Annotated in this window: 15 protein-coding genes; 12 read left to right on the plus strand and 3 right to left on the minus strand. The window is 62.3% G+C overall.

Translation table 11 applies throughout. From position 1 onward, the window contains the following. The first annotated feature begins 2 nt into the window (after positions 1-2). The 7 genes from HK401_RS18850 to HK401_RS18880 all read left to right on the plus strand — a co-directional run bounded on the left by HK401_RS18850 (position 3) and on the right by HK401_RS18880 (position 7486). Positions 3-1733 (plus strand): nitrite/sulfite reductase, encoded by a 1731-nt coding sequence (locus tag HK401_RS18850; RefSeq protein WP_181276189.1) that lies wholly within the window; start codon positions 3-5, stop codon positions 1731-1733. Then, the gene (locus tag HK401_RS18855; protein WP_181276190.1) at positions 1730-2539 is read left to right on the plus strand and encodes a phosphoadenylyl-sulfate reductase; all 810 of its coding nucleotides are present in this window, start codon (positions 1730-1732) and stop codon (positions 2537-2539) included. The genes HK401_RS18850 and HK401_RS18855 overlap by 4 nt, the downstream gene beginning before the upstream one ends. Then, a complete protein-coding gene (cysD, locus tag HK401_RS18860; protein ID WP_181276191.1) occupies positions 2536-3522 on the plus strand; it encodes a sulfate adenylyltransferase subunit CysD in 987 nt (328 codons plus the stop codon). Before HK401_RS18855 ends, cysD begins: the two co-directional genes overlap by 4 nt. After that, on the plus strand, positions 3522-4895 hold the full coding sequence (locus HK401_RS18865) for a sulfate adenylyltransferase subunit 1 (protein ID WP_181276192.1): 1374 nt from the start codon (positions 3522-3524) through the stop codon (positions 4893-4895). Before cysD ends, HK401_RS18865 begins: the two co-directional genes overlap by 1 nt. Further along, entirely contained in the window at positions 4892-5692 is an 801-nt protein-coding gene (cobA, locus tag HK401_RS18870) for a uroporphyrinogen-III C-methyltransferase (RefSeq protein WP_181276193.1), read from the plus strand. Before HK401_RS18865 ends, cobA begins: the two co-directional genes overlap by 4 nt. Continuing rightward, positions 5689-6015, plus strand: a complete 327-nt coding sequence (gene fdxA, locus HK401_RS18875; protein WP_166969623.1) for a ferredoxin — start codon at positions 5689-5691, stop codon at positions 6013-6015. The genes cobA and fdxA overlap by 4 nt, the downstream gene beginning before the upstream one ends. 64 nt (positions 6016-6079) lie before the next feature. Further along, entirely contained in the window at positions 6080-7486 is a 1407-nt protein-coding gene (locus tag HK401_RS18880) for an FAD-dependent oxidoreductase (RefSeq protein WP_181276194.1), read from the plus strand. 298 nt (positions 7487-7784) lie between these two features. On the opposite strand, the gene HK401_RS18885 is transcribed toward HK401_RS18880, so the two are convergent. The 3 genes from HK401_RS18885 to dapA are packed head-to-tail and all read right to left on the minus strand — an operon-like array spanning position 7785 to position 10014. Next, entirely contained in the window at positions 7785-8408 is a 624-nt protein-coding gene (locus HK401_RS18885) for a flavin reductase family protein (protein WP_181276195.1), read from the minus strand. Then, positions 8405-9109 carry an RraA family protein gene (locus tag HK401_RS18890; RefSeq protein WP_219922078.1) on the minus strand — a complete coding sequence of 235 codons (705 nt, stop codon included), beginning with the start codon at positions 9107-9109 and terminating at the stop codon, positions 8405-8407. The genes HK401_RS18885 and HK401_RS18890 overlap by 4 nt, the downstream gene beginning before the upstream one ends. After that, positions 9106-10014: a 4-hydroxy-tetrahydrodipicolinate synthase gene (gene dapA, locus HK401_RS18895; RefSeq protein ID WP_219922079.1), complete on the minus strand. Its 909-nt coding sequence runs from the start codon at positions 10012-10014 to the stop codon at positions 9106-9108. The genes HK401_RS18890 and dapA overlap by 4 nt, the downstream gene beginning before the upstream one ends. Positions 10015-10119: 105 nt before the next feature. Here dapA and HK401_RS18900 point away from each other — a divergent pair, with 105 nt between their 5' ends. From HK401_RS18900 to HK401_RS18920, 5 genes are all read left to right on the plus strand, one after another. Then, positions 10120-11034 (plus strand): LysR family transcriptional regulator, encoded by a 915-nt coding sequence (locus HK401_RS18900; protein WP_181276198.1) that lies wholly within the window; start codon positions 10120-10122, stop codon positions 11032-11034. A gap of 197 nt (positions 11035-11231) precedes the next feature. Next, positions 11232-11561, plus strand: coding sequence for a RidA family protein (locus HK401_RS18905; RefSeq protein ID WP_181276199.1), 330 nt, complete (start codon positions 11232-11234; stop codon positions 11559-11561). Between the two features lie 8 nt (positions 11562-11569). Then, positions 11570-12439: an amidohydrolase family protein gene (locus HK401_RS18910; protein ID WP_181276200.1), complete on the plus strand. Its 870-nt coding sequence runs from the start codon at positions 11570-11572 to the stop codon at positions 12437-12439. Positions 12440-12524: 85 nt separating this feature from the next. Then, positions 12525-13841 (plus strand): MFS transporter, encoded by a 1317-nt coding sequence (locus HK401_RS18915; protein WP_181276201.1) that lies wholly within the window; start codon positions 12525-12527, stop codon positions 13839-13841. A 313-nt stretch (positions 13842-14154) separates the two neighbouring features. Further along, positions 14155-15825: an APC family permease gene (locus tag HK401_RS18920; protein ID WP_181276202.1), complete on the plus strand. Its 1671-nt coding sequence runs from the start codon at positions 14155-14157 to the stop codon at positions 15823-15825. Positions 15826-16028: the final 203 nt, after the last annotated feature.

A 16028-nucleotide genomic window follows, 5' to 3' on the forward strand; every position in this document is an offset into this window, starting at 1 on the left:
CGATGTCCACCAAGGTGGAAGAGCACACGAACCCCGCAGCCGACTCGCCGCGCGCGAAGAAACCTGCCCGACCGAAGAAGTCCAACGGTCAGTGGAAGGTCGACGGCCACGAACCGTTGAACAAAAATGAGGTCGATAAGGCCGAGGACAACGGCCTCAACGTCCGCGCCCGCATCGAGGAGACCTACTCGAAGCAGGGGTTCGCCTCGATCGACCCCTCCGATCTCCACGGCCGCTTCCGCTGGTGGGGCCTGTACACCCAGCGCAAGCCCGGCATCGACGGCGGACGCACTGCGAAGCTCGAACCCCATGAGCTCGAAGACGAATACTTCATGCTCCGGGTCCGCATCGACGGCGGGAAGCTCACCACCGAGCAGCTGCGCACGATCGCCGACATCTCGAAGGACTTCGCCCGCGACTCCGCCGATCTCACCGACCGGCAGAACATCCAGCTGCACTGGATCGAGATCGAGAACGTCCCCGAGGTCTGGAACCGCCTCGAAGCCGTCGGCCTGCAGACCACCGAGGCCTGCGGCGACGTCCCGCGCGTCATCCTGGGCTCACCCGTAGCCGGCGTCGCCGCCGATGAACTCATCGACCCGACCCCGGCGATCGAAGAGATCTCGCGCCGCTACATCGGCGACCAGTCCCTGTCGAACCTGCCGCGCAAGTACAAGACCGCGATCACCGGCCACCCCAGCCAGGACGTCGTCCACGAGATCAACGACTGCTCCTTCGTCGCCGTCGACCACCCCGAACACGGCATCGGCTACGACCTGTGGGTCGGCGGCGCCCTGTCCGTCGTCCCCCGCTTCGCCGAACGCCTCGGCACCTGGGTCGCCCCCGACCAGGTCGTCGAGACCTGGCTCGGCGTGACCTCGATCTTCCGCGACTACGGTTTCCGCCGCCTGCGCAACAAGGCCCGCCTGAAGTTCCTGCTCGCCGACTGGGGTCCGGAGAAGTTCCGCGAGGTCCTCGAGACCGAATACCTCGGCTACCAGCTCGCCGACGGACCGGCACCGACCAAGCCGATCACCGCCGGTGACCACGTCGGCGTGCACAAGCAGAAGGACGGCCGCTACTACATCGGCGTCAGCCCCATCGTCGGTCGCGTCTCGGGAACCCTGCTCGGTCAGATCGCCGACCTCGCCGACAAGTACGGCTCGACCCGCCTGCGCACGACACCGCACCAGAAGATCCTGCTGCTCGACATCGAGGAATCAGATGTCGACGCCGTCGTCGCCGAACTCGACGAACTCGGCCTGTCCAGCCGCAAGGACCTCTTCCGCCGTTCGACGATGGCGTGCACCGGCATCGAATACTGCAAACTCGCCATCGTCGAGACCAAGCAGACCGCCGCCGACACCATCACGAAGCTCGAAGAGCGCCTGGCCGACATCGACGACCTGCCCCACCCGATCAGCCTCCACCTCAACGGCTGCCCGAACTCCTGCGCCCGCATCCAGACCGCCGACATCGGGCTGAAAGGCCAGATCGTCACCACCGACGACGGCGAGCAGGTCCCCGGCTTCCAGGTCCACGTCGGCGGGGGACTGGCCTCGAAGGACCGCGACGAGGCCGGACTCGGCCGCACCGTCCGCGGTCTCAAGGTCACCGCCGATCACCTCAGCGACTACGTCGAGACACTCGTGCGCAGGTTCCTCGCCGGCCGCACCGAGACCGAGACGTTCTCCGAATGGGCCCACCGCGTCGACGAGGAGGAACTGACATGAGCACGCACACGAACACCGCCACGAACCCAGCCCCAAACACCGCCCCAAACAACCCCACCGCAACGACCGAGCGCCACCGTCCCGAACCGCGCCCGATCGACGAGCTCAAAGCCATCGCCGAGGCGGGGGCTCGTGAGCTCGGCGGTGACCCGGACAACGGGGTGGCCGAGGCCAACCCCGCCGACGTCATCCGCTGGATCTCGCGACACTTCGACACCGCGGCCTGTGCCGTGGCCTGCTCGATGGCCGACGCCGCCCTGCCGCACTACGTCGCCCAGTACCTGCCCGGCGTCGACGTCCTCTTCCTCGACACCGGCTATCACTTCCCGGAGACCTACACCACCCGCAACGAGGTGGCCCGCCGCGTCGATGTCCACATCGTCGACGTCCTCCCGGAGCAGACGGTGCCCGAACAGGACGCCGAATTCGGCAAGGACCTCTTCGCCCGCGACCCCGGCCTGTGCTGTGCCCGCCGCAAGGTCGCACCCTTGAAGAAGTCGCTGGAAGGCTACGAGCTCTGGTTCACCGGGGTCCGCCGCGACGAGGCTCCGACCAGGGCGAATACCCCGCTGATCACCTTCGATGACAAGAACGGTCTGGTCAAGGTCAACCCCTTGGCTTCGTGGTCGTTCGATGACCTCCTCGACTACGCACGTGCCTTCGACGTGCCCGTCAACCCACTGCTGTCGCAGGGCTACCCGTCGATCGGATGCCAGCCCTGCACCCGCCCCGTCGCCGAGGGTGAAGACCCCCGCGCCGGCCGGTGGGCAGGAACGAACAAAACAGAATGCGGACTCCACACATGAGCATCGACCACGCACCCCGAACCCAGACCGGCCAGACAGCCCAATCAGCCCAGGCAACCGAGGCGGCCCAGACAACCCCAAACGCTGCCACCGCCCTGTCGACCCTCGACGTCTTGGAATCCGAAGCGATCCACATCATCCGTGAGGTCGCCGCCGAGTTCGAGAAGCCCGTGCTGCTGTTCTCCGGCGGCAAGGACTCCGTGACGGTCCTCCACCTTGCGGCGAAGGCCTTCTGGCCGGCGAAGATCCCCTTCGGGCTCCTCCACGTCGACACCGGCCACAACTTTCCGGAGATCATCCGCTTCCGTGACGAGACCGCGCAGCGTTTCGGCCTCGACCTCACGGTCGCGAAGGTCCAGGATTACATCGATGACGGTCGGCTGCGCGAACGTCCCGACGGGACCCGGAACACCCTGCAGACCCAGCCGCTGCTCGATGCGATCGCCGACGGCGGATTCGACGCCGTGTTCGGCGGGGCCCGCCGGGACGAGGACAAGGCCCGGGCGAAGGAGCGGATCCTGTCGCTGCGCGATGAGTTCGGCGGCTGGAACCCGAGCAACCAGCGCCCCGAGCTGTGGAACATCTACAACGGCCGCCACCTGCCCGGCGAGCACGTGCGCGTGTTCCCCATCTCGAACTTCACCGAACTCGACGTGTGGAGCTACATCGCCCGGGAGAACATCGACCTGCCCGAGCTCTACTTCGCCCACGAACGCGAGGTCTTCAACCGCGACAACATGTGGTGGGCCACCGGCGAATTCTCCGTCCCCCGTGAGGACGAGGACGTCATTCGCCGCACCGTCCGCTACCGCACCGTCGGCGACATGAGCTGCACCGGCGCCGTCGAATCCGATGCTGCCGACTTCGACTCCATCCTCGCCGAGGTGGCCGCCACCACCGTGACCGAGCGCGGTGCCACACGCGCCGACGACCGGATCTCGGCCGCGGCCATGGAAGACCGCAAGAAGGACGGATACTTCTGATGACGACAACCACCACCGCAGAGACTGCAACCACCCCAGAAACCACAACCCCGGAACCGACCACCGCCGTCGTGGACGCGAAGACGAAGACGCTGCTGCGCTTCGCCACCGCCGGATCCGTCGACGACGGCAAGTCCACCCTCGTCGGCCGACTCCTCCACGATGCGAAGGCGATCCTCGCCGACCAGCTCGAAGCCGTGACCGCGACCAGCCGGGAACGCGGCTTCCTCGGCGGCGAATTCGACTTCGCCCTGCTCACCGACGGTCTGCGCGCCGAACGCGAACAGGGCATCACCATCGACGTCGCCTACCGCTACTTCGCGACCGACCGCCGCTCGTTCATCCTCGCCGACTGCCCCGGGCACGTGCAGTACACCCGGAACATGGTCACCGGGGCCACGACCGCCGATGCCGTCGTCGTCCTCATCGACGCCCGCAACCGCCCCACCGAGCAGACCCGCCGGCACCTGACCGTGGTCTCCCGGCTGGGCATCCGCCACGTCATCATCGCCGTGAACAAGATCGACCTCCTCGACTACGATCAGACCGCGATCGAGGCCGTCGAACGGGAGGTCGCCGACATCGCCGCCGAGGTGGGGCTCGAGTCCCCGCACATCATCCCGATGTCCGCGCTGGCCGGCGACAACATCGCCACCACCTCGGACAACACCCCCTGGTACCAAGGCCCGGCGTTGCTCGACCTGCTCGAGACCCTGCCGAGCAAGGATGAGGACACCGCGGATCTCGAACCCTTCCGCCTCGACGTTCAGACCGTGCTGCGCCCCCAGGGCGGGCTCGCACCGGGACTCGACGCCGATGATTTCCGGGACTACCGGGCCGTGGCCGGTCAGATCACCTCAGGGCGGGTCAGCCTCGGCGATGAGATCGACGTCCACCCGGCCGGGATCCGCACGAGGGTCACCGGTATCGACACCGCCGACGGGCCGCTTCAGACCGCGGGCGCCCCACAGTCGGTGGCGCTGCGCCTGGCCGATGACATCGACACCGCACGCGGCACCGTCATCGCCGGTGCCGGAACCCTGCCGCCGGCTCGGAAGGAACTGCGCGCCGAGGTGTTCCCCTTCACCTCCGAGGGGCTGCGCACGGGCGATCGGGTGCTGGTGAAGACCGGGACGACGACCGTCAAGGGCATCGTCACGATCGAGACCAAACGCAACCTCGCCACAGCGCAGACGGAGGCCGCCGAGGTGCTCGCCGGCAACGACATCGGCCAGGCCACGGTGAAGCTCTCGGCCGAACTGCCGGTCGCGGACTTCCGCGCACACGGTTCGGCCGGGGCGTTCGTCATCATCGACCCGCAGTCGGGAAATACGCTCGCGGCAGGCATCCACACCCCCGAGGAGACCGCATGAGTCTCTTTCCCACCCAAGTCGCGGGCAGTGTGCTGCTCGTCGGTGCCGGACCCGGCGACCTCGGGCTGCTCACCGTCACCGGTCTGCGCGCCTTGGAGCGGGCCGATGTCATCGTGGCCGACCGCCTCGGCGCGCGTGCGATCATCGATCAGCTCGCCGAGGATCGGGGCGCACCCCTGGATGCCGAGATCATCGATGTCGGCAAACAGCCGGGCCACCACCCGGTGCCGCAGTCGAGGATCAACGAGATCCTCATCGAACAGGCGAGACTCGGCCGCCGCGTCGTCCGCCTCAAGGGCGGGGACCCCTTCGTCTTCGGGCGTGGGGGAGAAGAGGTCTTCGCTTGCCGTGAGGCCGGCATCGACACCCAAGTCGTGCCCGGAGTGACGAGTGCGAACTCGGTTCCCGCGCTCGCGGGGATCCCCCTGACCCATCGGGGCGTGGCCACCGCGTACACCGTGGTCACCGGGCACGATCAGATCGAGCAGATCGGCGGGGGACGCGACCACACGGTCGTCGTGCTCATGGGCATCGGCACCCTCGTCCACTCGGCGGGAGTGCTCGCTCGCGGTGAACGCGGCAGCGACTGCCCCGTCGCGATCATCGAGGACGGGTACGGTGCGAACCAGCGGGTGACGATCGGCACGCTCGGCACGATCGCCTTCCACGCCGCACGTCGCAGCGTGCGCTCACCTGCCATCGTCGTCATCGGCGACGTCGTCACCCACAGCCCCTACGCCGCCGGCGCTTTCGACGCCGCGGTCAAACCAGAACCGAAGCTGGCAAGGAACCCATGACCTACATCATCGCTCAGCCCTGCGTCGACGTGAAGGACCGCGCCTGCATCGAGGAATGCCCGGTCGACTGCATCTACGAGGGCAAACGCTCCCTGTACATCCACCCCGAGGAATGCGTCGACTGCGGAGCATGCGAACCCGTGTGCCCGGTCGAGGCGATCTTCTACGAAGACGATGTGCCCGATGAGTGGGAGGACTACCACGCGGCGAACGTCGACTTCTTCGACGACATCGGCTCCCCGGGCGGGGCTGCCGCGCACGGGGTCATCGACAAAGACCATCCCTTCATCGCGGCTCTGCCTCCGCAGAACACCGACGACTGACGAACTCAGACAACCGACGAACTCAGACGACTGACGACCACCGACGACTGATCGAGGAACACCCATGACGACACCACTGAGAGTGGCCATCATCGGCGCCGGACCCGCCGGCATCTACGCCGCGGACCTGCTGACGAAGGCCGAACACGACCTGAGCTTAAGCATCGACCTGTTCGAGCGTCTGCCCTCACCTTTCGGGCTCGTCCGCTACGGCGTGGCTCCGGACCATCCGCGGATCAAGGGCATCATCAATGCGCTGATCAAGGTCCTCGACCGCGGGGACATCCGCCTGTTCAGCAACGTCGAGTACGGGGCGGACATCAGCCTCGGCGAACTCACCGATCGCTACGATGCGGTGATCTTCTCCACCGGCTGCTTCGTCGATGCACCGCTCGAGCTGCCGGGCATCGACCTGCCCGGATCGTATGGGGCCGCAGACTTCGTCAACTGGTATGACTCGCATCCGGATGTGCCGCAGACGTGGCCGTTGGATGCGGAGAAGGTCGCCGTGCTCGGCAACGGCAACGTCGCGCTCGACGTGGCCCGGGTGCTCGCGAAGCAGGCTGATGACCTGCACACCACGGAGATCCCCGACCACGTCTACGAGGGGCTGAAGTCCTCCGCCGTCACCGATGTCCACGTGTTCGGTCGCAGGGGTCCCGCGCAGGCGAAGTTCACGCCGTTGGAGCTGCGTGAGCTCGGGCAGGTCGCCGATGTCGACATCATCGTCTACCCCGAGGACTACGAGTTCGACCAGGGTTCGCTCGAGGCGATCGAATCGAGCAACCAGGTCAAGCAGGTGACGAAGACGCTCACTGACTTCGCGATGCGCGAGGAGACGGGAGCGAAGCGGCGGCTGCACCTGCACTTCCTCCACGCACCGGTCGCCGTCCTCGGCGAGGAGAAGGTGACGGGGCTGCGCACGGAACGTCAGGAACTCGACGGCACCGGTGGAGTCACCGGGACCGGCGATTTCCACGACTGGGACATCGACGCCGTCTACCGGGCGGTCGGCTATGCGGGCACCAAGTTGCCGCAGCTGCCCTTCGACGAGGCCAAGCGCGTCATCCCCAATCATGAGGGTCGCGTCGTCGACACCGACGATCAGAAGCAGGCCGCCGAGGCGGACGTCATCCCCGGCGTGTATGCGACCGGGTGGATCAAGCGCGGCCCGGTGGGGCTCATCGGGCACACGAAGGGGGATGCCCTGGAGACGATCGGGCACCTCCTGACCGATCAGGCCGCCGGTGCGCTGACCGAACCGGTGTATCCGGGTCAGGAGTCGATCGTCGAACTCCTCGAGTCCAAGGGCGTCGACTTCGCGGACTGGGAGGGCTATCACCGGCTCGAGGCCGCGGAGAAGGCGCTCGGCGAGGCTGAGGGGCGTGAGCGTGTGAAGCTCGCAACCCGTGCGGCCATGCTCGCTGAGGCGCGCGCCCACCTGACCGCGGAGGCGAACGCCGGGAGCTGATCAACCGTCCGTGTTCGGAGAGAGTCCGTGAAAGTAGCTTTCGGCCCGGAATGTCCTCGCCGGTGCGAGCAAACGTGATCAGTGGATATGGAAGTTGTCAAAGACTCATCTTCGGACTAAATCGCGGGGCATCGCGTAGGAAGGGCCGCGGACACTGCTGCAGCGGCACCGGAGACCGACGATTGCAAGAATCTGGTGTCGGTCTCCGGCACGGACGCTCGATCCATACTCGGCTAGTTCAAGAATCTTCTTTTACGCCCGATCGGCGACGGAATTTCAACCGAATTCCGTATTTGCGCTAGTGACGTATCACCGACTTCGGAGCTTGTTTGATGGCGGTCAATGTCGTGATTTCACCAAGCGTAGAGTACTTTGGGCCGCCGATTCGTGCGATCGGATTGAGGTTTGCGGTGTCGATCTTGCCATTCTCGTAAAGATGCTCTTCGACATGGAAGGCAAGCACTTCTCCGACGACGAACTCTGCCCCGGTGTCGCCGTAACCGGTGGTGCTGTGGAATCGGCACTCCATGGCGAGAGGGATGTCTCGGAGCCTCGGCACGCTCACATGTGTCGACGGCACGGTCCTCAAGCCCAAGGTGTCGACCTCGCTGATCTCAGCAGGAAACTCCTTGGCGCTGGTATGCACTGCCTCGGTGAATGCTGCAGTGGGAATGTGGACCACATATTCTCCGGAGACAGCGATATTGCTGCGAGTGTCTTTGGGCACACCATTCTTACGGCCCATGTTGATTCCTACCATTGGTGGTTTGTTCGAGACGAAGGTGAAACAGCTGAACGGCGCAAGGTTTTTCAAGCCCTCCGCCGAGGTCGTCAGCACCCATGCAATAGGGCGCGGAACGACTACCCCGGACAGCAATCTATAAGTTTCCTCCGGCGACAGAGATGTCGATTCAATCCTCATCTTTCGATCCTCTGACCGGCGAATTCCGCTCTCACCTTCGCTGAGGGAGGGTAGATGCCATGCAATGGAGCGCCATTCCTGATCTTCTCAGCGAGAAACTCTTCGAGCATTTCCTGCTCATTTGCATCTTGCGCCACCTCATCAGCACAGTGCGCGGGCACGACGATGACGCCATCGGCGTCACCAACGATGATGTCACCGGGGTAGACCGCAGTATCACCGCAGCCGATGGGTACATCCTGTTCGACAACACGAAGGTGGTTGCGGCTGACATTAGCGGTGGAACCGACACTGAAACTCGGCAGCCCCGCCTTTCGAATACCATCCGCATCGCGTAGGCACCCATCCGTGACGATTCCGGCAGCACCCTTGAACTTGAGCCGTTCAATGAGGATGTCTCCTCCAGTTGCCGTGCGTCGGTCCCGACGGGCGTCGATGACTAGAACGGCTCCCCGCGGAACGGACTCAACGACCGCGAACAGACTGAGGCCGGATTCGGGCGTGGTTCCGGGCCACAGTCCTTCGGTATCCTCACGGGCAGGAATCGTGCGCATCGTCCACGCCGCGCCGACAAGCTTTTGGTCGTCAACGACGGGACCGACGCCCTGGACGAGCTGATCTCGATACCCCCGCTTGAGAAGCTGGCTCGCTACTGTTGTCGTCCCAGTCCGGCAGAAGGCTGAGTAGGTTGCTTCGCTCATGCCCATGCTTGTCGTCCGTCCAGTAGGTTCCACGTCTGGGCGGCTGCGGCAACAGTCGTTTGGCCTGATTCCGACAGTGGAATGAGCGGAGGCCGAACAGTCGGGTTGATTTTGCCCACCCTGCCGAGCAGCCACTTGACCGCTGTCGGGTTGGTTTCAGTCAGTACGACATCATTGAGTTCGAGGAGTTTATAGTGCAATGCTCGGGCTGTCCTCCAGTCGCCCGCTTCGAACACGTCATAGAGTTCCGCGATTTCTCTCGGTACCAAGTTGGCGGTGACGCTGATGAAGCCGGCGCCGCCGATAGCAAGAATGGGGAAGCAGAGTGCTTCGAGCCCAGAGAAGAGAAGGAAATCCTCGCCGCATGCCTGCATGACGAAGTTGGCGTGTGAGAAGTTGGGGCTCGCTTCTTTCATGCCGATGATATTGGGATGGTCGCGATAGAGGCGTCCGACAGTCTCAGGGGAGATCTCGACGCCGGTTCGCGAGGGGATGTTGTAAAGCAGAATCGAGATGTCCACCGACTCGGCTATTCGGGAGTACCACTCGTAGAGCCCGGCCTGCGTCGGCCTGGAATAATACGGAACGATAACGAGGGCAGCATCGGCATCTACCTCGGCGGCCTTCTTCGTCAGTTCAATTGTCTCTGGTAGTTGGTGTGTGCCTGTGCCAGGAACGAACGGCACCCGCCCAGCGACTGCAGAGGCAGACGCTTCGATCATTTCCAATCGTTCGGCGAGGACAAGGGACCCAGGTTCCCCTGTAGTCCCGGTTACTGAGATCCCGTGAGATCCGGATTCCACTTGTTCTTCGACGAGCGCACTCAGCGCCCCATAGTCGATCGACTGGTCATCGTTGAACGGTGTCACGAGAGGGACGATTGAACCTCGGAGCGAAGGGGTCATAGGTGCCTCATTTCCTGAATGAATGTATTTTTGCGACTTCTTCAACGTAAGGGGTCGCAAACGGAGCATCAAGCAAACTCTGACCACTATTGATAAAATTCGGGAATGAATCTTGACGTTGAGACATTACGGTCCTTCGCATATCTGGCGGATGAGTTGCATTTCGGTCGGGCAGCATTGGCCCTTGGTATTGAGCAGCCAACCCTGAGCCAAAGAATCAAAAGACTCGAAGATCTTCTAGAGGTGGAACTATTCGTTCGCAGCACCCGACGGGTTGAATTGTCAACGGCAGGCCAGTCATTTCGTTCTGACATCAACGAAGTCCTCACCTTGCTCGATCGCGCAATCGAGCGTGCCCGAGCGGCGCAAGAGGGTCGACAAGGCAAGCTCACAATCTTCTACACCATGAGCGTTGGGTACGAATTTCTGCCAAAACTCGTCTCCGCGAATCAATCCGCTCTGCCGGGACTGGCGATCGACGCCCTGGAGATGTGGGAACGCGATGTAATCGAAGGAGTGCTTCGCGGTCGCGCCGATCTTGGGTTGGTGAGGACCGACCCTCCGTCAGAAGACCTTTCGAGCACACTGATCGCGCGCGAGAAAGTGTGCATCGCCATCCCACGCGGGCACCGACTATCCGGCGCCCAAAGCGTCGAACTCATCGATCTCAAGAATGAGACGTTCTTTGTGACTCCGCAGTCCCTGGCACCCGGTTATCAAGGATTGATCGATCAGATGCTCGAAGAGGCCGGCGTTCGACCTAAGTTCCTCGACAACCCACTACCTGGAAATCGTGCTCTGACGGCGTTGCGGGGAACACAATGTCTGTCGATTCTCCCGAGGTCGGTTGCGAACAATGTCACTGCAATCGAAGCCGTAACTCTTCACACCGTTACTGATGACTCAGCATGGCTTCCCGTCAGGCTTCTCTACCGAGCGAAGATGGAACGAGCTGTCACGACTTTTCTCAATGTAGCAGCACAGCAATCACGCTCTGCAGGTTGGATGCGACCCTCCTGACCTGGGCATTTATTACATATTCCGAATTTTTATGAATAACCCCGTCGGTCTTCTTGAAGCTTATATTTGCGTCTTCGTAGTGTGAATTCGCACCTTGGCGATTAGGAGGAGACACGATGAGACGACGAAGTCTGTACATCCCCGGATTCAGTCACGAGAATCCAATCCCAGCTGCGTGCGTTGTAGGCAGCACTCTGATGACCGGTGCCGTCCACGGTGGGGGCAAGGGATCCGATCCGACGGAATTTTCAGATGATCCGCTGGAGCAGTGCGAACTGATGTTCGACCGGTTAGCAACCATTCTCGCTGAGGCAGAGAGTTCCTGGGACGACGTCATCAAACTCACCGTGCGCATTCAGAATTCTGCTGTCCGGCAGTCCCTCAACCAGCGCTGGTTGGAGATTTTCCCAAACGAGTACGACCGTCCCGTCCGCCAAGTCGCGGTTGGCACTACACGTGACCACATCCTCATTCAATCTGAGATGACAGCAATCCTTCCCTGCAATGACCAAAGTTGCGAGCCATGAGGAGCCAGATGTTCGACTACGCACTGTACGACCCCGAGACTCGGGCACCGGCCACTGACGTGCCACCTGGATCATGCGACAGCCAGGTGCACATTTTCGGCGATCGAGACCATTTCCCGGTCCGACCGGATGCTGCCTACGTCGTCTATCAGGCCACTGTTGATGCAATGCTTGACATGCACCACGCCCTCGGCATCGATCGTGGAGTGATCGTGCAGTCGACCGCATACGGTAATGATCACGCTGCCATGATCGATGCACTGCACCGGGCCGGACCAAACTATCTTGGGTGCGGGATAGTCAATGACTCGACGAGCGACGAGGAGCTAGTCGAGCTGCACGCTGCTGGAATGCGAGGTGCTCGGTTTAACTATCACCCGAAGCTTAAGAACCGTATGCCCGTCCCCGACGAAGTGATCAGAACCGCAAAGCGAGTGGCGCCCCTCGGCTGGCACCTCAAGCTTCATCTCAACAGCGTCGATCCGAAGCCCATCACTGACCTCCTTGCTGATGTTGAAGCCCCAATCATCATCGACCATATGGGGCCGCTGCAGTATGAATACGGTTTGGACGACCCGAACTTCGCGCATATCTGTGAGCTCCTCGGCCGAGGGAACTGGTGGGTGATGCTGTCAAACGGCGACCGACGATCGGTCGCGGGCTTTCCGTGGGACGATGCCACGGCCTATGCCCGCGAGTACATCGCCGCGGCTCCTGATCGTGTGCTGTGGGGAACTGATTGGCCGCACCCTCTGCATTCAGGCCCCGTCCCGAACGATGGGGAGCTGCTTGATCTGCTCGAACGCTACGCGCCGGACCCGACCCAAAGACATCGAATACTCGTCAACAACCCACAAGAGATCTTCCAGTTCAACTAATAGTTCATCTTTAACGAAACGCACCGGAGGGACGATGATGTCCGAGTCCAGAACTATACAACCCGCTTCCGTCGGCAAAGAGCGCATGACACGTGAGCAGGGTAAAGCAGTTGGGGCAGCAGTCCTTGGCTGGATGATCGACATGTTCGATCTTATGGTCATTCTGCATGTGGCCGGTTACGTGTCGCGGGTATTTTTCCCCAGTGACAATGACATGCTAGCTCTGACCGCGACCTACGCGTCGTTCGCGATCAGTCTTCTGGTCAGACCGCTGGGTGCGCTCATTCTCGGTACCGTTGCCGACCGGCATGGCCGCAGGCTCTCGATGACCATCGGGGTCGTCGGGGCCGGCATTGCTACGGCGTTGATGGGCGTCCTGCCGGGAGTCGCAACCATCGGCTTCGTCGCTCCGGTGCTCTTCATTCTTCTGCGCATCGTGCAAGGAGTGTTCGTTGGAGGTATTGCGGCCTCTACTCATACTCTCGCCACGGAGAGCGTGCCCGAACGGTTCCGAGGAATGACGGCGGGATTGATCAAAGGGGGTGGGGCCAGTCTTGCTGTCATCGTCATCAACTTGATGGTGATCGGAATCAGCGCGATTATAGGTGACGATGCATTTGGTCAATGGGGATGGAGGATTCTATTCCTCACCGCCCTCGTCGGATCTCTGATCAACTACGTGGTGGTCCAGCGCACGGAGGAATCGCCTCTGTGGAAGGCCGGCCAGAACGCGATTCGCGCGAAGGGGGCACTCACGACCACTAATCCAACCCCGGTGCGCGACCTGTTCTCTAAACGCTGGCGCAAACCAATGCTCATCACTGCGGCGATCGTCTTTGCAGGTTCGGCCCCGTACTACCTGACAACCGGCATACTGCCCACGGTGTTTAAGACTCACCTTCACCTGCCCCAAAGCCAAGCTAGCTTGTTTCTCATTATCAATGTATTCGGATCTGCGCTGGTCGCAGTGCTTTGCGGGCACCTTAGCCAGCATGTCGGACGCAAACCGGTATTTCTCTGGTCGGGGCTTGGCTGCCTCGTTCTCATTCCGGGGTTGTATTGGTTGATCGAATATGTGCTGTCCGATCAGCCGGCGTGGATTCTTGTAGCTAGTGCTGTGATGGTGATGCTCTCAGGGGCGATCAGCGCACCACTCATCATCTTCCTGAACGAGACGTTCCCAACCGAAATTCGTTCAACGGCGACTGCGTTCTCATGGAATGTCGGCTATGGACTGAGCGGAATGATGCCCACCGTCGTCACGGCTATAAGCGCTGAAACCGGCAATATCATTATCGTGCTCATCGCATTGAGCGCAGTGATCAGTGCGATTTTCATGGTCCTGGTATTCGGCTCTACAGAGACCAAGGGCCGACTGCAGAACCTGCCTAGTGCTGTCTAACCCTGTAAGCAGCAAAGTTTGACGCTTTGGCTCGGACCGGATTCGGCTTCCTGGGCCATGCTCGCCGGGGCGCGCGCCCACCTGACCGCGGACGCGAACGCCGGGAGCTGACCCAGCGGAGGCCACCTCAAGGGCGCAAACCTCACATAGTGACCCTCGACGTTCTACCATTCGACCCCGAACACCGAAAAGACGTGTTCGGGGTCGTTTGAGTCTGTGACCTGGCCGTATAATACGGCTATGTAATTGACATCACACGCCGATCGGAGAAAACTAGCGGCGGATAAACTGCCGTCTACCCTGGGAGGCAAAGATGCCCTCACCCAATTCCCTGTCATCGGGCTCGCCCACGAGCGTGACCGTCGTCCATGACAAAGGGCTCAAACGCGATATCGGCAAGACCGGCCTGCTCTTCACCGGAGTCGGGTCGATCATCGGCTCCGGTTGGCTCTTCGGTGCCTTCGACGCCGCGAGCATGGCCGGCCCGGCCGCGATCCTGTCGTGGGCCCTGGGTGCGGTCCTCATCATCTTCGTGGCCCTGAACTACTCCGAGCTCGGTGTTATGTTCCCCGTCGCCGGTGGTGTCGTGCGCTACCCGCACTATGCCTTCGGTTCGTTCGCCAGCTACACCAGCGGGTGGATCACGTGGCTGTCGGCGGCGGGAACCGTGGGCATCGAGGTGCTCGCGGCCGTCCAGTACGCCTCGAGCTATATGCCGTGGCTGATGGAGTCGAAGGAGGGGGTGCTCGTCCTCACGGTGCCGGGCATCTTCGTGAGCATCGCGATGGTCGCGGTCTTCTGCGTCATCAACATGTTCGGTGTAAAGTTCTTCGCTCAGTTCAACAACGTGCTCGTATGGTGGAAGCTGATCGTCATCGTCCTGGTGTTCGTGGGACTGGCGTTGCTGGCGTTCAACCCCGGTCACTTCCATATGGCCGAGTTCGGCGGTTTCGCCCCCAACGGCATCGCCCCGATCTTCGCGGCTCTGCCTGCTGCGGGCATTGTCTTCTCCTACCTCGGGTTCCGTCAGGGTGTGGAGTTCGCGGGTGAGACGAAGAACCCGCAGAGGAACGTGCCCTTCGCCGTCATCGGTTCGATCGTGCTCACCGGCATCATCTACATCCTCCTGCAGGTGGCGTTCATCGGCGCCATCCCCACCGATCTGCTCAAGGACGGCTGGGGCGGACTGTCGTTCTCGAACTCGGCGGGACCGTGGGCGGAGATCGCGATCATGCTCGGCGCGATGTGGCTGGCGATCATCCTCTACATCGACGCCGTCGTCTCTCCAGCCGACACCGGCTTGATCTTCACCGCGCTCACCCCGCGGCTGTCGTACTCGCAGGCACGCGTGGGCAATGCCCCGAGTGCCATGACGAAGCTGAACAAGACGGGCATCCCGTGGTTCGGTCTGCTCATCACGTTCATCGTCGCCTGCTTCCTGTTCTTCCCATTCCCGTCGTGGGCGAAGATGGTCGGCTTCATCACCTCCGGCACCGTCATCTCCTTCGGCTCCGGTCCGATCACGGTGGCGGCCCTGCGCCGTCAGCTGCCCGATCAGGAACGCCCGTTCCGCCTGCCTGGCGGGGACGTCCTCCCGTTCCTCGGGTTCCTCGCGGCGAACCTCATCGTGTTCTGGACAGGGTGGGACACGAACTGGAAGCTGTTCCTGGCGATGGCTCTCGGTTACGTGGTTCTTGGCCTGCATTATGCGTTCAGCGACCGCAGCAAGATTCCGCCGCTGCAGTTCAAATCCGGTTGGTGGATGATCCTGTGGCTCGGCGGACTGGCCGTGCTCAGCCTGCTGAGCAACTACGGCGAGGGTGCCATGGGCGTGCTCACGTTCGGCTGGGGTGAGCTGGTCTGCACCATCTTCACCGCCATCGTCTTCTATGTCGGCATCAAGACCCGCCTGAAGTCGGCCGAGGTCGTCGCCAACGTCGAGAACACCAAGGAGACCGCAGCCGAACACATCGACGGGGAATGATTCCGTGACCGAACGCCGAATCCTTCGACGTCGATAGGCAAACCCTCGCCGAGGCGGCCCGACCCCGTACATCCACGACAGTTGAGGCTACCCTCGAATAGTGGACACCCAAGTTAGCGGGATTCGCAGTCCTGCTGGAAGGATGTTCAATATGTCAGATCAGAAGCGACAGCGTCGCTCTTACACCCCGGAATACCGGATCG

The organism is Brevibacterium oceani (assembly GCF_013623835.1).
GTDB classification, from domain to species: domain Bacteria; phylum Actinomycetota; class Actinomycetes; order Actinomycetales; family Brevibacteriaceae; genus Brevibacterium; species Brevibacterium oceani.

What these genes read in the sequence shown, in the direction of transcription:
- dapA (WP_219922079.1), bottom strand. Translation starts at nt 10,014, where the DNA reads ATGACCCCTTCGCTCCGAGGTTCAATCGTCCCTCTCGTGACACCGTTC.
- HK401_RS18900 (WP_181276198.1), top strand. Translation starts at nt 10,120, where the DNA reads ATGAATCTTGACGTTGAGACATTACGGTCCTTCGCATATCTGGCGGAT.
- HK401_RS18905 (WP_181276199.1), top strand. Translation starts at nt 11,232, where the DNA reads ATGACCGGTGCCGTCCACGGTGGGGGCAAGGGATCCGATCCGACGGAA.
- HK401_RS18865 (WP_181276192.1), top strand. Translation starts at nt 3,522, where the DNA reads ATGACGACAACCACCACCGCAGAGACTGCAACCACCCCAGAAACCACA.
- HK401_RS18890 (WP_219922078.1), bottom strand. Translation starts at nt 9,109, where the DNA reads ATGAGCGAAGCAACCTACTCAGCCTTCTGCCGGACTGGGACGACAACA.
- HK401_RS18855 (WP_181276190.1), top strand. Translation starts at nt 1,730, where the DNA reads ATGAGCACGCACACGAACACCGCCACGAACCCAGCCCCAAACACCGCC.
- HK401_RS18920 (WP_181276202.1), top strand. Translation starts at nt 14,155, where the DNA reads ATGCCCTCACCCAATTCCCTGTCATCGGGCTCGCCCACGAGCGTGACC.
- cysD (WP_181276191.1), top strand. Translation starts at nt 2,536, where the DNA reads ATGAGCATCGACCACGCACCCCGAACCCAGACCGGCCAGACAGCCCAA.
- HK401_RS18885 (WP_181276195.1), bottom strand. Translation starts at nt 8,408, where the DNA reads ATGAGGATTGAATCGACATCTCTGTCGCCGGAGGAAACTTATAGATTG.
- HK401_RS18850 (WP_181276189.1), top strand. Translation starts at nt 3, where the DNA reads ATGTCCACCAAGGTGGAAGAGCACACGAACCCCGCAGCCGACTCGCCG.
- HK401_RS18910 (WP_181276200.1), top strand. Translation starts at nt 11,570, where the DNA reads ATGTTCGACTACGCACTGTACGACCCCGAGACTCGGGCACCGGCCACT.
- HK401_RS18915 (WP_181276201.1), top strand. Translation starts at nt 12,525, where the DNA reads ATGACACGTGAGCAGGGTAAAGCAGTTGGGGCAGCAGTCCTTGGCTGG.
- HK401_RS18880 (WP_181276194.1), top strand. Translation starts at nt 6,080, where the DNA reads ATGACGACACCACTGAGAGTGGCCATCATCGGCGCCGGACCCGCCGGC.
- fdxA (WP_166969623.1), top strand. Translation starts at nt 5,689, where the DNA reads ATGACCTACATCATCGCTCAGCCCTGCGTCGACGTGAAGGACCGCGCC.
- cobA (WP_181276193.1), top strand. Translation starts at nt 4,892, where the DNA reads ATGAGTCTCTTTCCCACCCAAGTCGCGGGCAGTGTGCTGCTCGTCGGT.